Origin of the sequence: Pseudomonas sp. KBW05 (assembly GCF_003852405.1) — a bacterium.
Taxonomy (GTDB): domain Bacteria; phylum Pseudomonadota; class Gammaproteobacteria; order Pseudomonadales; family Pseudomonadaceae; genus Aquipseudomonas.
This window is the reverse complement of the sequence record NZ_QAJM01000035.1, coordinates 26,313-40,446: the sequence shown is the minus strand read 5'-3', so window position 1 is coordinate 40,446 and position 14,134 is coordinate 26,313. Positions and strand designations below refer to the sequence as shown.

Annotated in this window: 11 protein-coding genes; 5 read left to right on the top strand and 6 right to left on the bottom strand. The window is 62.2% G+C overall.

Features of this window, described 5'->3' with window-relative positions; all coding sequences use genetic code 11:
* Nucleotides 1–210 precede the first annotated feature (210 nt).
* Together DBR46_RS26010 and DBR46_RS26005 are read left to right on the top strand one after the other, a co-directional pair.
* Complete coding sequence (locus DBR46_RS26010; protein ID WP_124528650.1) at nt 211–1,074, top strand: LysR family transcriptional regulator; 864 nt, start codon at nt 211–213, stop codon at nt 1,072–1,074.
* A gap of 72 nt (nt 1,075–1,146) precedes the next feature.
* Nucleotides 1,147–2,247 carry an SMP-30/gluconolactonase/LRE family protein gene (locus DBR46_RS26005; RefSeq protein ID WP_124528648.1) on the top strand — a complete coding sequence of 367 codons (1,101 nt, stop codon included), beginning with the start codon at nt 1,147–1,149 and terminating at the stop codon, nt 2,245–2,247.
* 1 nt (nt 2,248) lies between these two features.
* On the opposite strand, the gene DBR46_RS26000 is transcribed toward DBR46_RS26005, so the two are convergent.
* The 5 genes from DBR46_RS26000 to DBR46_RS25980 form a co-directional block, all read right to left on the bottom strand.
* Complete coding sequence (locus DBR46_RS26000; protein WP_124528646.1) at nt 2,249–2,611, bottom strand: hypothetical protein; 363 nt, start codon at nt 2,609–2,611, stop codon at nt 2,249–2,251.
* 2 nt (nt 2,612–2,613) lie between these two features.
* Nucleotides 2,614–3,609 (bottom strand): hypothetical protein, encoded by a 996-nt coding sequence (locus DBR46_RS25995; protein WP_124528644.1) that lies wholly within the window; start codon nt 3,607–3,609, stop codon nt 2,614–2,616.
* A 139-nt stretch (nt 3,610–3,748) separates the two neighbouring features.
* A complete protein-coding gene (locus DBR46_RS25990; protein WP_124528642.1) occupies nt 3,749–4,813 on the bottom strand; it encodes a lipocalin-like domain-containing protein in 1,065 nt (354 codons plus the stop codon).
* On the bottom strand, nt 4,803–7,265 hold the full coding sequence (locus tag DBR46_RS25985) for an FtsX-like permease family protein (protein ID WP_124528640.1): 2,463 nt from the start codon (nt 7,263–7,265) through the stop codon (nt 4,803–4,805). Before DBR46_RS25985 ends, DBR46_RS25990 begins: the two co-directional genes overlap by 11 nt.
* A gap of 1 nt (nt 7,266) precedes the next feature.
* A complete protein-coding gene (locus DBR46_RS25980) occupies nt 7,267–7,935 on the bottom strand; it encodes an ABC transporter ATP-binding protein (RefSeq protein WP_124528638.1) in 669 nt (222 codons plus the stop codon).
* A 274-nt stretch (nt 7,936–8,209) separates the two neighbouring features.
* Between DBR46_RS25980 and DBR46_RS25975 the strand changes: the two genes are divergently transcribed.
* From DBR46_RS25975 to DBR46_RS25965, 3 genes are all read left to right on the top strand, one after another.
* Nucleotides 8,210–8,884 (top strand): histidine phosphatase family protein, encoded by a 675-nt coding sequence (locus DBR46_RS25975; RefSeq protein WP_124528636.1) that lies wholly within the window; start codon nt 8,210–8,212, stop codon nt 8,882–8,884.
* Between the two features lie 170 nt (nt 8,885–9,054).
* Nucleotides 9,055–10,710, top strand: a complete 1,656-nt coding sequence (gene arnT, locus DBR46_RS25970; RefSeq protein WP_124528634.1) for a lipid IV(A) 4-amino-4-deoxy-L-arabinosyltransferase — start codon at nt 9,055–9,057, stop codon at nt 10,708–10,710.
* Nucleotides 10,707–12,314, top strand: coding sequence for a glycosyltransferase family 39 protein (locus DBR46_RS25965; RefSeq protein ID WP_256659396.1), 1,608 nt, complete (start codon nt 10,707–10,709; stop codon nt 12,312–12,314). The genes arnT and DBR46_RS25965 overlap by 4 nt, the downstream gene beginning before the upstream one ends.
* Nucleotides 12,315–12,909: 595 nt before the next feature.
* On the opposite strand, the gene DBR46_RS25960 is transcribed toward DBR46_RS25965, so the two are convergent.
* A complete protein-coding gene (locus DBR46_RS25960; protein WP_124528632.1) occupies nt 12,910–13,818 on the bottom strand; it encodes an ATP-binding cassette domain-containing protein in 909 nt (302 codons plus the stop codon).
* Nucleotides 13,819–14,134: the final 316 nt, after the last annotated feature.

Below are 14,134 nucleotides of genomic sequence, written 5' to 3'. Positions count from 1 at the left end.
CGAGGTGCCGAGTGTTGGGACAAGAGCCATTTTGGTTACTTTTGGGGCTCTTTTCCAAAAGTGCCCCGCCGTAAGGGCGGAACCCTAAGCCGCCGTTACCGAAGAAACGGATATGTACACCGACCGACAAACCGCCACAGCAGGCAAGCCAGCTCCCACAGTTCCAACCGCATTCCACTACAATGCCCCCCATTCATACCCGGGGGCTTCATGGACATCGAACTGGCACGCACCTTCCTCGAAATCACCCGCTGCGGCAGCCTCGCCGCAGCAGCCGAGAAACTGCACGTCACCCAGACCGCCATCACCGCGCGGGTCAAGAGCCTGGAAAGCCAGCTCGGCAGCACCCTCTTCATCCGCAACCGCGCCGGCGCGCGCCTGACCGCCGACGGCGAAGCCTTCGTGGTCTACGCCAACCAGTTGCTGCAAACCTGGGAAGCGGCACGCCGTGACCTGCCGCTGCCCGATGGCTATCGCAATGTGCTGCATATCGGCGGCGAAGTCAGCCTGTGCAACCCCTTGATGCTCGGCTGGGCCCAGGCCCTGCGCGAGCATATCCCCGGGCATGCGTTGCGTACCGAAGTGCGCGAGGGCGAGTACCTGCTGCGCCAACTGGAACTGGGGGTGCTCGATGCCGCGCTGGTGTTCCAGCCGCAATACTGGCCGGGGTTGCAGGTGGAGCAGGTGCTGGAAGAAAAACTGATCCTGGTGCAGTTGGTCAGCAACCCGGCGCCCTACGTGTATATCGACTGGGGCCCGGGCTTCCGCCAGCAGCATGACGCGGCACTGCCCGACAAGGCGCGGGCGGCGCTGAGTTTCAATCTCGGGCCGCTGGCCTTGCAGTACATCCTCGAAAACGGCGGTGCCGGGTACTTCCGCACGCGGGTGGTGCAGAGCTACCTGGACAGCGGCGTGATGCGCCGCGTGCCGAAGGCGCCGGAGTTCAGTTTCCCCACCTATCTGGTGTATTCGCGGGCGCGGGATTCGGCGGTGTTGCAGCAGGCGCTGGAGCTGCTGCGTGGCGTGGTCAAGGCCGAAAGTGACTGGTCGCAACGCTGGGACCCAGTACTTTGAAACACAAACGCGACTAGCAGTTTTTTCCAGCCGGACTACGCTCAAGCCCCATCAAAAATGCCAGGAGTCGGCATGCGTACCCGCTCACGAAAACTGCGTCACCTGCTGTTTGTCCTGCTGCTGGCGGTGGTGGCTTTCCTCTTGCTGATGCCCACCAAGGTGCAACCGGTGAACTGGGCGCCGCCCAAGGCGCCGTCGATGACGCACGGGCCCTACGCCGACAACCAACGCCTCAAGGGCGTAGAGAAAACCGGCGCCCAGGGCATCGCCGGGCCCGAAGCGCTGGTGCTGGATGCCGAGGGTTTCCTGCTCAGCGGGCTGCATGACGGGCGCATCATCCGTACCGCGCCGGGCAGCGACACCCTGGAAGTGCTGGCCAACACCGGCGGCCGCCCCCTGGGCCTGACACTGCACCCGGATGGCCGCTTGATCATTGCCGACGGCATCAAGGGCCTGCTTGCGCTGGATAGCAACCGCCAACTCACCACCCTGAGCACCACGGCCAACGGCGTGCCCTTCGGTTTTACCGATGACGTGACCGTGGATGCCAGTGGCCGCTACGCGTATTTCAGCGATGCCTCGAGCCGCTGGGGTTACGGCCAGGATGGCGAAGCCGTGATCGAGCACGGCGGCGACGGTCGGCTGCTGCGCTATGACTTCAGCAACGCCAGCACCGAGGTGTTGCTGGAACATCTGCAATTCGCCAACGGCGTGGCCCTGGGCCCGGATGAGGACTATGTACTGGTGAATGAGACCGGTGCTTATCGCATCAGCCGCTACTGGCTCAAGGGCGAGCGGGCTGGCAGCCATGACCTGTTTATCGACAACCTGCCGGGCTTGCCGGACAACCTCAGTTTCAATGGGCGGGATCGTTTCTGGGTGGCGCTGTATTCACCGCGTAATCCGCTGCTGGATAGCTTTGCCGGGTACCCGATGCTGCGCAAGGTGATGGTGCGGGCGTTGATGGTGGTGCCCAAGCCGATCGAGCGCAGGGCGTTTGTGTTGGGGCTGGATGTCGAAGGCAAGGTGATCGCGAACTTGCAGGATGGCAGCGCGGGGAATTACTCGCCGATCACCACGGCACGGGAGTATGGGGAGTGGTTGTACCTGGGGTCGTTGAAGGGCACGGGGATGGCGCGGGTGGCGTTGGGGGTGGCGATTGCGGGGGAGTGAGTCACCATCGGTACCAAATCGCCCAGATGATGGATGCGACGATCCACACATAACCCATTCGATAGGGCCACAGTGCCCATCGTTTGAGCGCTATAGGAACAGAAGCCAACTCGGCCTCGGTCACGAGGCCGGCCTTGATGTGAGTCTTTGGCATTGAAAAGAATTCAACTATCAGGCGCATACGATGCATTCTGTCGATCCGCTGGTTTCTTCCCCAGAAGCGCTTATGCCTTCGAACCTTTTCGTTTTCACTGAAGTAACTTTCCAGCTCATCGAGTTTTCGATACTCCGCAAATACCAGCAACCCCAAAAGGACGAATACCCCAGCCATCATCACGATGGTGTAAACGAGAAAAAATGACATTGTCATGCACCTTCTGGCTCAAAAATGAACGTGCCATCGACCTCAATGATCTTCCCCCCCAAGAAGGCACCTCCATCGCCAAAAAGTGAACCTCCCACATACCCTCCTGCAGCACCGCCAATAATTCCACAGGCCAGTTCACCTCGCGCTTTCAAACCCACCGCCAACACGATCTTGCATGCACGGCCTGCGATAGCTGCACCCAAAGTTCCCACGCCCGCAGCCCCCGCCACTCCCCCCACCAACCGCCCACTCTCCACATACCTCGCCCGCCTACACTGCGCATCCCGCCCCTCCACACACGCCTCCTTGATCTTCAACCCCGCAATCCCCACATCCATCGCCAGCCCCACATACGTGCCCTTCCCCAGCCACTTCGACGCCCGCGCAATCGCCGCCATGCGCTTGGCATACCCATCGATCTCGCCCTTGTGCAAATAGCTCTTGGTGGAAATCCCCAGCACGTTCTTCAACGCCTGATTCCCGCGCAACCCCGTGCCAAACCGCGCCGCCCCACGCACCTGCGTATCCAGCAATTCAAACAACACCTGGCGCTGGCGGATAAACGCCTGGCGCTCCAAGTCGCCCGCCTTCAAGCGCTGATGCAACTGCTCGATCTCCTCCAGCGTGCGCAGCACCTCATCCAGATGCCGCGCCCACCCCGAGGTCGTGCTGCCGATGCCAATCGAGCCATAGGTCAGCAAACTCTGTAACAGGTCATAGTCGTTAATCACCGCCGCCCCAGCCGCAGCATCCTGTTCCAGGTTGCGCCGCACTTCCTCCGCTCGGCGCATCAACCAGGCCTCCTCCCAGGAACAGGTGACGCTGTAGGTGTCGGGAATCACCACCAGTTGCCCCGGCGTCACCAAGCCGTGGCGCAAGTGGTGGTTCAACACATCAAAATGGTCTGAGCGCTCGCGGCTCAAGCCGTGGCCCATCAAGCGGGTTTTCAGACTGGTGAGATCAATCACCTCATTGTTGATATAGCCCTGCGCCATGCCCCACATCCCGAATCCATTGGAGATGGCGTCGAAATATAAGCAAGCGCTCCCGCCTCGGACACAAGCCCGAGGGGGTTGAAAATCAGTTTGGGAAGTTGCCTACATAGGCGAAGAAACACTGCTTACAAAAACCCGCCTAATAGCCGGTCATTTCCAGATAACCCACCCCACCGTCGAACCGCACCGGCCCTTCCCAGTAGGGAATGCTCAGGTTCATCCAGGCTTTCGGGTTGACCGCCTCGGTCGTGATATCCAGCTGTTTGCCGGGGATTTTCAGCGACCAACGCGTAGGGATTTTACGTCCGTCGATCTCCGTGGTCGCCAAGGGCATCAGTTGGATGTCGGCGTTGTGCAAGGTCTGGGTGTGGCCCTGCTGATCGATCCAGGTGCCGGTGAGGTAACCCGGACCGTCCTGCTGGCGCACGCGAAACAGCATCAATTGTTCACCGCGATCCAGGTGCAGGGAAAACCAGTCCCACCCGCTCTGATTGGCGGCGAGGGGTTGGCTGCTCCATTCGCGATCCAGCCACGCCGGGCCGCTGACCTGGTAGGTGGTGCCGTCGATACGCACGCTGCCCGTGGCGCTGAAAAACGGCTGGCTGTAGTAGTACGACGCCTCGCCCTGGTCGGACTTGCGGCTGTAACCCTGCTCACCTTGCAGCACCAACGAACGGCTGGACGTCAGGTGCAGGTCATAGGCGAACTGTGCGCCGCTGGCCGTGAGTTGCATGTCCGCCAGCGCGTCTGCCGCGCCGGGGCGGGAGGTGAAGTTCCAGTCGTCGATCCAGGCGTTGAACGGCACCGCCTGCGCGCCCGCCTGGCCGACGCCACCACGGGCGTAGCGTTCGGCGGCGTAGTGGCGCGTGGCGGAGGTGACGGCGGCGTGGCCCAGCCAGACCGTCGAGTCGCGCCAGCCAGGTTGCGTCGGCCCGGCCTGGAGGGCGTTGCGAAAGAGCGTCCATTGCACGCCGAACAGATTGCCGTGGTCGTCCTTGAGGTTGGCGGTGACGTACCACCATTCGATGCGAAAACCGTCATGGGGGCCGTGGTCCTCAGGAAAACTGAACACCTTGCCCGGCACCACCTGGGCAAAGTCCGCCGCTGCGCTGCCCAGGCCGGCGAAGCTTTCCTCTGGCGCCGGGGCTTTATCGCACCCGCTCAACAGCAACAACAGCGCCCACAGCAGCGGCTTAATCTTCATGGGCAAAGGTCCTCAACAAATCCGCCGGGCGGCTGCGGTACAACTGCCACAGCGGCCAGGCCGAGGCCAGCAACGTCGCCAGCAGCGCCAGGCCCAGCAGTTGCGCGAGCTGCCACGGGAACACCTGCAACGGCAGGCGCCAACCGAACGCTTGCACATTGATCACAGCGTCCAGGCACCACGCCAGCAACAGGCCCAGGGGCAATGCGAGGATCAGCGTGAGCGCGGCCAGTAGCCAGGTCTGCGCCAGGTTCAGCAACATCAATTGCCGGCGCGTCACCCCCAGCGCCCACAGCGGCGCGAGCTGGCCGAGGCGACTCTGGCTCTGGCTCAGCAAGCTGATAAACAACGCCACGCCGGCGACGCCGAGGGTCAGGCTGTTGAGGGCGGCGGTGGCGGCGAAGGTGCGTTCAAACACTTGGCTGGACCATCCCTTGAGCTGCTGCTGATCAACGATGCGGCTGTCTTCCAGGGCAAACACCCGCTGCACTTCAGCCACCAGCGCCGGCACATCCTGCGGCTGCACCCGCAGGTTGAAGCGCGCCGGCGACAGCGTCGGCCAGTGCACCAGCAGGTGCCGGGCATTGACCAGCAAGTGACCCTTGGGGTTGCCATAGTCGGCGTAGATCCCCACCACCTGCGGCGTCCACGCCCCCTGCGGCGTGGGGATCGCCAGCGTATCGCCCAACTGCACATTCAGGCGTCGTGCCAGTTGCTCGCTGAGCATCAGCGTGTCGCCGTTGAGCAATTGATCCCAGGGATTACTCAGCGCCTGCAGCAACGGCCAGTGTTGGCGATAGGTGGGGTCATCGATCACGCCAAACAGATCCGCCGGCCAGCCTTGCAGTTGCACCGCGACTTGCCAGGTGGGCAGCACGGTCTGTACCTGCGGTTGCACTTCCAGCCAGCTCTGCAGTTGGGCCGACTGCGCGGGATTTTGCGGGTTGAGGTACAGCTCGGCCGTCAGGCGCTGCTCCAGCCAGTGGGTGAAGGTCTGGCGAAAACCCGAAGTCATGGACCCCGCGCCGATATTCGCCGCCAGCGCCAACAGCAACGCCATCAGCGCCAGGCTCAAGGCCGGGAGTTGTTGGCGGCAATCGGCAAGAAACCATTGGCCGAGCACCGAGCGGCTGCGCCCCAGCAGCGCCTTGAGCAGCCCGTTGAGCATCACCGGCAAGCCCAGTGCGGCGCCCAGCAACAGCGTCGCCATCAACACAAAGCCGGCGGCCAGGCTGTCGCCCAGCAGCAAGGCCAGCAGCGCGATCACCAGCGCCGTCGCGGCCACCCAACCCTGGCGACGCAACCAGCGCCCATGGGCCTCATGCCAAGCCTGGGCGTTGGCCAGCGCCAGCAACGGCAAGCGCGCCGCCCGCCACAGGCTGTTGGCGCCAGCGAGCAGCGCGCCGAGCAGGCTCAACCCCAAGCCGGCAGCCCACCAACCTGGGCTCAGGCTTAGCTGCCCGGGAACCTCGGCGCCATACAGGCCGCGCAGGCTGGCGGCCACATCCGGCAGCAACAGGCTGGCCAGCAGGTAGCCGCTGGCAACCCCAAGCACACCGCCGAGCAAGGCCAGCACGCCCAATTCCACCCCCAGGCTGAGGATCAACAACCGCGCGCTGACCCCGCAGGCACGCAACGTGCGCAGCAGGCCGCGACGTTGTTCCAGGGCCAGGCCGATGGCGGCGTGCACGATAAACAGCCCCACCACAAAGGACAGAAAGCCCAGGGCGTCGAGGTTCAGGTGGAAGCTTTCGGTCAGGCGCGACAGGTTGTTGTCCTCACCCTGTTTCAGTTGCAAACCCTCCGGTGGCGTGGGACGGCTTGCCGCATAGGCCTTGTCCACCAGCAAGCGCGACAGGCGGCCAGGCATGTCCAGCAGCGGCTGGGCAAAGCCGATATCGGTCAGCAACACCCCGGGCGCCATGTCCTGCTGGGCTTGCAAGGGCGGCAACACGTGGCCGCTCAGCGTCATCGGTTGCTGCCCCTCACGCAGCCCCAGGGCCTGCAAGGTTTGCGGAGCAATCCAGGTACGCCCCGGCGGCGCAAAAAACGCGAGCATCTGCCCCTGGCTCAAACGCTGCCCCGCCACCGCACCGCTGCCCGGCAGCGACACCGGTTCGATGCCCATCAACTGCAAGCGCGTGTCGGCATGCCCCTGCAGTTGCACCCGCCCCTGCACCACCGGTGACACCGGCCAGCCGGCCCGGCGCAACTGGGCAAACAGTGCCTGGGGAAAACTGGCCCCGTCCGGCGCACTGAGGCTGGCCTGGGGTTCACCGCCGATCAATTGGCTGGCGCGCGCGTAACTGTCCCGCGCCTGACTGTTCAGGGCCTGCACCCCGGTGAGCAACGCCGTGGCCAGCCACAACCCGGTGAGCACACTGAAAAACTGCACGGGATGGCGCCGCCAATGGCTCAGCAGCGCGCGCAACGCCCAATAAAATACGGCCATCTCACACGGCGCCCGCAGGCACGACACGCCCGCGATGCAGGACCACCTGGCGGTCCAGGCGTGCGGCGAGGCGCGGGCTGTGGGTGACCATCAACAGGCTGGTGGGGCTGTCGCGCAACAGGTCCAGGAGCAATTGCAGGACGTCATCGCTAGTGGCTTCGTCAAGGTTGCCGGTGGGTTCATCGGCCAGCAATAGCGCCGGGCGCGAGGCCAGCGCGCGACCCACCGCCACCCGTTGCTGCTGGCCGCCGGAGAGCTGTTCGGGATAGCGCTTGAGCAAGTCCCCCAGGCCCAGGCGTTCCACCAGTTGCGCCTGCCATTGCTCATCGAAGCGCCCCGCCAGCCGCGCCTGGAAGGCCAGGTTGTCGTCCACGCGCAAACTGCCGATCAGGTTGAACTGCTGGAACACCAGGCCAATCTGCGTGCGCCGCCAGTGGGCGAGTTGGGCTTCATTGAGTTGATCCAGGCGCTGCTCGCCCACCGCGATGCTGCCGCCATCCAGCCGATCCAGGCCGGCCACCAGGTGCAGCAAGGTGCTCTTGCCGCTGCCGGACTCGCCCATCAGCGCCAGGCTGCTGCGCGCTGCCAGATGCAGATCTACACCCGCCAGCACCGCCAGCGGGCCTTGAGGGGTGGCGTAGCTTTTCAGGACACCTTGCACCTGCAACATGGGAGCACTCACCAATGGACTGCAACCGAGGATAACGGCTGGCTGGCGCGCCCACGCAAATTTTTCACATGGATTTCACCGGTTGCCCACCAGCCGTTCTCTAGATTACCGGCCAAGTGTCACCGGTCGGCAACTTGTTAGTTAGCCCACCGGGCAACTTTATAACCGCAACGCGTTCAGCGAAAAGACAGCGGCCCTGTGACAGCCTCCCGCTTCACTAAGGGCACTCGCCAAGCCATTGCGCCTAACTAGTACAACACTGCCGACGGTGCCCATGGTGAATGAAGTGGTTGACCTTACCCTGACCAAGCCGCGCTTGCCCCGGGCCTTTTTCAAGCGCCTGCGCAAGCTTTGGCTGGGCATTGGCGCGGTCGGTTTGCTGCTCGGTTGCAGCTTGCTGTGGCCTGCGTCGCCACGGGACCTGGGCGTCGGCAATCGCCTGCTGACCTCGCCAGTGATGCCGCTGTGGCGTGACGGTGACGTGATCGTGCTGGTACGCCATGAAGAGCGCTGCGACCGCTCGACCAACCCATGCCTGGGCCCGGTCGAAGGGCTGACGATCAACGGTAGTCAACAGGCCGAAAACCTCGGCAAAGCCTTTGCTGCATTGGGCATGGCCGGCAGCGACGTGTTGGCCAGCCCGGCCATCCGCACTGCCCAGACCGTGCGTTTCATGTTTAGCAAAAGCGACTTTACGTCCGGCGAACGGGCCGTTTGCGGCACGGCCATGGGCGAAGAACTGCTCAGCCACAAAGCCCCGGGACGCAACCTGGTATTCGTCACCCACAGCGGCTGCATCGCCGACTTCGAGAAGAGCCTGGGTTTCCCCCACGCCACCTTCCCGCAGTACGGCAGTTCATTGTTCGTGCAGGTGTTGCCCAACGCCAAGTTCAAAGTATTGGGCATCGTCAACAATCAGAACTGGGCCAACGCGCTCAAGCAGTTCTAACACTTCTCCATGTTCAGCCAAACGACAGCCATCTTCTGGCATGTTTAGTTGTGCCTGTTAGTTAAGGATGTCATGAACACTTTCAATAACTTAGTGGAAACTTCGATGGTTTGCGCTATGACTTCTATACCTCAATTTCCGTCCATTGAACGTCAAGGAGCGACGTTTTCATGATGCGTTTCAAACCCCTGCATGTGTTGTTGCTGGCCTTCGCTGCGTTCTATTTGTTGCCCCTGGGCCTGCACGGCCTGTGGATCCCGGATGAAACCCGCTACGCCCAGATCAGCCAGGAAATGCTGCTGAGCGGCAACTGGGTCACCCCCCACTTCATGGGCGTGCGCTACTTCGAAAAACCTGCCGCCGGCTATTGGTTGATCGCCCTCGGCCAGGCGGTGTTTGGCCAGAACCTGTTCGGCGTGCGCATCGCCTCGGCCCTGACCACGGCGCTGAGCGTCTGGCTGGCCTACCTGGTCGCGCGGCGGATGTGGCACGACCCGCGCAAAAGCTTCGCGAGCGCCCTGCTCTACCTGAGCTTTGGCCTGGTTGCCGGGCAAGCGGGTTATTCCAACCTCGATCCGCAATTCACCTTCTGGGTCAACCTCAGCCTCGTCGCGTTGTGGTTTGCCCTCGACAGCCCCACTACCCGTGGCCGCCTGATCTCGTGGACGGTATTGGGCGTGGCCTGCGCCATGGGGTTCATGACCAAGGGTTTCCTCGCCCTGGCCCTGCCGGTGCTGATTGCCGTGCCGTATATGCTTTGGCAGCGCCGCCTGGGTGAGTTGCTGCGTTATGGCCCGCTGGCCGTGGCCGTCGCGCTGCTGCTGTGCCTGCCGTGGGTGTGGGCGATCCATGTGCAAGAGCCGGACTACTGGCGGTTCTTCTTCTGGAACGAACACGTGCGGCGCTTTACCTCCGCGACCGCGCAACACGCACGGCCGTGGTGGTTCTTCCTGCCGATCATGGTGGTGGCGTGCCTGCCCTGGGCGGGGATGCTGCCCGCCACACTGGCGAAGATGTGGCAACAACGGCGCCAGCCGGCGATCGCCTTCCTGGCCTTGTGGATGCTGTTGCCATTGTTCTTTTTCAGCTTGAGCAACGGCAAGCTGCCGACCTACATCATGCCCTGCCTGCTACCCCTGGCGCTGTTGATGGGCCATGCGTTGACCGAACTGCTGCAACAAGGCAAATCCCGCGCGATCTGCCTCAACGGCCTGCTCAACTTTGCCATCGGCATGGTTGCGATGGTGACGCTGATCTACCTGCAAATCAGCAGGCCGCCGTACGGCAACAGCCATGCGGAGATGTTCAGCCTCTCGTTGATCTTCATCGTGCTGCTGGGCTGGATCCTCACCAACCTGCTGCAAGCGTTTCGCCCGCTGACGCTGTGGGCGATGCCGGTATTGGGCATTGGTTTGCTGGTGATCCTGTTGCCGGCGAGTATGCCGGCCCAGGTGACCGACAACGAGATGCCCGACCAGTTTGTGCTTGAACACCTCGACGAGCTCAAACAAACCAGCGCCTTGCTCAGCAACGAACTGGAAAGCGCCAGCGCCCTGGCCTGGCGCCTGCAACGGCCAGAAGTGGGCTTGTACGAAACCGAAAGCGAACTGCGCTACGGCTTGCAATACCCAGACAGCGTGCAGCGCAAAATCAGCCTGGAGCAAGTGCAAGGCTGGCTCAAAAACGCGCGCCGGAAAGGTTCGGTGGGCGTGCTGGTACGCGCCGGCAGCAGCAGCGAAATGCGTCAAGTCGTGCAACTGCCTCCCGGCGGCACCCGCTATGACAAGGGGTACCTGCAACTGATCATCTACCCGAAATTGCCATGAACCGGCTTATCCCACGCCAACACCGCGCGCTGCTGCTATTGCTCGCCATCACGGCGCTGATGCTCTTGCCGGGCCTCGGCGGCCGTGACCTGTGGGGCCCGGAAACCCGCTGGGCCGACATCGCCTTGCACATGCTGCAAAGCGGCGATTACTTCGACCCTTACCTAAAGGGCCAGCCCTATTACGACAAACCCCTGCCCTCCTACTGGCTGATCACCGGCCTCGCGCACGTGATGGGCGGCCTTGGCCCGTGGTCACTGCGTCTGCCGTCGGTGCTCGCCGCGTGGCTGAGCGTGTGGCTGGTCTACCTGATCGGCGAGCGCCTGTTGAGCAAGGGCACCGGCCTGATTGCCGGCTGGATGCTCGCCACCACCTTCTACTTCATGTTCTGGGCACGGGTCGCCACGGCGGATGTGCTCACGGTGTGCGGCGTGCTGGCGGCGGTATGGTGGTATTGGCGTGGCCCGGAGGACACGCGACTGGGGCGCTACACGGTGTTTTTCCTGCTGCTGGCGCTGACGTCGCTGTTCAAGGGCTTGATCGGCTTCGTGCTGCCGGGCCTGGTGTTGCTGCCGCATGTGCTCAGCGAGCAGCGCTACAAACGGCACCTCAACCTGCGCCTGTTGCTGGCGCTGCTGATTGCCGCAGCGGTGTATGCGGTGCCCTTCGTGTTGTCGCATGTCTACGGCACTCCGACCTACGGCCAAAGCGGCCTGGCCCTGGTATTCCGGGAAAACGTGGTGCGTTTCTTCGACCCTTTCGACCATATGGGGCCGATCTACACCTACCTGATCTACCTCCCCGCCTACACCCTGCCGTGGGCGCCGTGCTGGTTGCTCGGCCTGTGGCTGGCCGTGCGCCACTGGCGCACCACGCCGCCCAATGTGCGCTGGCTGGTGTGGGGCCTGGGCCTGCTGTTTGTGTTCTTCACCGCCAGTGGCAGCCGACGCAGCTACTACGTGCTACCCCTGGTGCCCTTCGCCCAACTGCTCGGCGCCTGGTGGCTGCACGAATACCTGCTGAAAAAACCCGCCGCACGCCCCCGCTGGCGCATAGGTTTCGCCACCGCCGCCAGCCTGTTGCTGCTGATACTCGGCGTGGCCTACCCCTGGACCAACGGCAACGGCGGCGTGACCCGCTTCGCCAACGATGTGCACGCCGAAGCCGTCAAAAGCGCGCCCTGGAACCAATGGCAAATCGTGCTGGTGGAAGCCGACAACAAACTACCGATGTACCTGCAAAACGGCGGAAAGCCCTTCTACTACGTCGGCGAAAACCAGGACTTCCCACGCCAGGGCAACAGCGCCGCATTCATGGCCTGGCTGGAGAAAACCAGCGGCCAGCACTTCGATCCCCAACACACGATCATCGTCGCGCAATACACCCAGGACGACCCGACACCGCTGGCGTATCTGGGGGCGGATCACCAGGTGATCGTCACACAACCGGACAATGGGGAGCGGTTGTTCAAGGTGCGTAAGGAGGGCAGTGTGGCGTTTTTGCCGGTAAGCCAACAAGGCGATTGGAGCACTCAGAACCAAGGTGTTTCGAACTGCACTTCGCCGCGCGACTTTAATGAAAAAGATTCTCGTGCTCTTCTATAGCCCGACCATTCTCAGAAAGCACTTCATCCAGTTCAAGACATGTAAGCCGATCAGGCCATTGCATTTGCCGAAGTACCGTCAACAGCGAGCGCGGGCATACCTTGGCAACACCCACACGAGCAACTAACGGATCTTCAACTTCAAAATTCAGGATTTCATAGCTAGGTATTTTTATATTCATTGCTTTATCCCCACCCGAGGATCCGCACCCAGCAAAGCATAGACCTGCAGCCCATCTCGTGCGATTGCGGGAGTGAGGCAGAACTCACCAAGCACTTTTAAAAGATGCATACCAAACTTAGTTCGCCCGGAAAAAATCGCAAACTTTTGAAGATCACAAAGCCAGGAGTCGGCCAACCAAAATTAGGATATTTCACTCAAAAAAATCAGAATACAACGAATTGCATAACAAACTTTAAAACAGTAGCCACCCCCAACCCATAATTAAAAAACCCACAAAACCAACATCTTCCAAACCACCATCCAAAGCGAACCCAACAACTTCCGCACGAAGAAATAGTGCAGGACGAAGATCAACTTCAATAAAAATTCGTGAACAATCCGACAAATGGTTTAACGGCGCCCTCTAACCCATTCATTTTGTCCGGTCTTGCCTAACCTCACCTTCCATTTGCACACCCACCACCTGCTCCCGCACCACCCGCCCCTCCGCCCGATTACGAATAAAACCCGTCCGAGTAAACCGCTCAAGAAACGGCACCGACAGGTTCTGCTGTGGTAACGCGCTTTGCGTCGCGTCGCCGAACAAGGTGTACGCCGCCGTCGCCAGATGCCGTGTGTTCACTTCACGGCTAATCCGCCCGTTCTCCAGGACGATTGCGCGGTTGGTCACCCGTTGCAGGTCGGACAAGCGCTGGGAGATATAGAGGATGGCCACGCCTCGGCTGCGCTGGGTATCGACCAGTTCCAGCAAACGCTCGGCGTCGGGGTCGGACAGGGCGGCGGTGGGTTCGTCGAGGATCAGCAAGCGGGGTTGCAGGGCAAAGGCGCGGGCGAGTACCAGCAGTTGTCGATCGGCCTGGCCGAGGCGTTCGACCGGCAGTTGCAGCGGCAGGTCCAGGCCCAAGCCGGCGGCGATGGTTTCGGCGCGTTGCAGGAGGTTTTTGCGGTTGAGCAGGAAGTCCGCGCCGGGCAGGCACAGTTCGTCGAGCAGCAGGTTTTCGGCAACGCTCAGGCCCGGGGCGATGCCTTCGTCGGGGCGCTGATGGACCGCGACAATCCCCACCCGGCGTGCCGACAACGGTGAGATAAACCGTTGCCGCACCCCATCAACCCACAGCTCACCGGCATCCGGCGCCAGGGTGCCGCCGAGGATGTTGACCAGGGTGGACTTGCCCGCCCCCTCCACACCCAGCAAGCCCACGCCTTCGCCCGGGTATAGCTCCAGGCTGACCTGATCCAGCGCCCGTTGGGCGCCAAAGGTCTTGCACAGGTCACGCGCGCGGACCAGGGGCTGGGGTGCAACGGCAACGGGGTTGCTCATGGCTAATCTCTAATGCGCTACGGTGACTCATTCCAGCGCGACGAGGCGCTGATTTACTCCGTGTAACAATGAGTTAGGTGGCGAATTAAAGGCAAAGCCTTATGAACAATCCAATAGCTGGATCGCATATGGATTGGTTTTTCAGTTATATGCGATGGACGGTCAGCGTGTTGAATCCATTCAGCATCAGACCCGTGTGGGAGCTGGCTTGCCTGCGATGCAGACACCTCGGTACATCAGGCACACCGAGTCGATGCCATCGCAGGCAAGCCAGCTCCCACAGGGGAATGCGCCCGCTTCATCGATCAGGTCGGCT

What these genes read in the sequence shown, in the direction of transcription:
- DBR46_RS26010 (WP_124528650.1), top strand. Translation starts at nt 211, where the DNA reads ATGGACATCGAACTGGCACGCACCTTCCTCGAAATCACCCGCTGCGGC.
- DBR46_RS26005 (WP_124528648.1), top strand. Translation starts at nt 1,147, where the DNA reads ATGCGTACCCGCTCACGAAAACTGCGTCACCTGCTGTTTGTCCTGCTG.
- DBR46_RS26000 (WP_124528646.1), bottom strand. Translation starts at nt 2,611, where the DNA reads ATGTCATTTTTTCTCGTTTACACCATCGTGATGATGGCTGGGGTATTC.
- DBR46_RS25995 (WP_124528644.1), bottom strand. Translation starts at nt 3,609, where the DNA reads ATGGCGCAGGGCTATATCAACAATGAGGTGATTGATCTCACCAGTCTG.
- DBR46_RS25990 (WP_124528642.1), bottom strand. Translation starts at nt 4,813, where the DNA reads ATGAAGATTAAGCCGCTGCTGTGGGCGCTGTTGTTGCTGTTGAGCGGG.
- DBR46_RS25985 (WP_124528640.1), bottom strand. Translation starts at nt 7,265, where the DNA reads ATGGCCGTATTTTATTGGGCGTTGCGCGCGCTGCTGAGCCATTGGCGG.
- DBR46_RS25980 (WP_124528638.1), bottom strand. Translation starts at nt 7,935, where the DNA reads ATGTTGCAGGTGCAAGGTGTCCTGAAAAGCTACGCCACCCCTCAAGGC.
- DBR46_RS25975 (WP_124528636.1), top strand. Translation starts at nt 8,210, where the DNA reads ATGGTGAATGAAGTGGTTGACCTTACCCTGACCAAGCCGCGCTTGCCC.
- arnT (WP_124528634.1), top strand. Translation starts at nt 9,055, where the DNA reads ATGATGCGTTTCAAACCCCTGCATGTGTTGTTGCTGGCCTTCGCTGCG.
- DBR46_RS25965 (WP_256659396.1), top strand. Translation starts at nt 10,707, where the DNA reads ATGAACCGGCTTATCCCACGCCAACACCGCGCGCTGCTGCTATTGCTC.
- DBR46_RS25960 (WP_124528632.1), bottom strand. Translation starts at nt 13,818, where the DNA reads ATGAGCAACCCCGTTGCCGTTGCACCCCAGCCCCTGGTCCGCGCGCGT.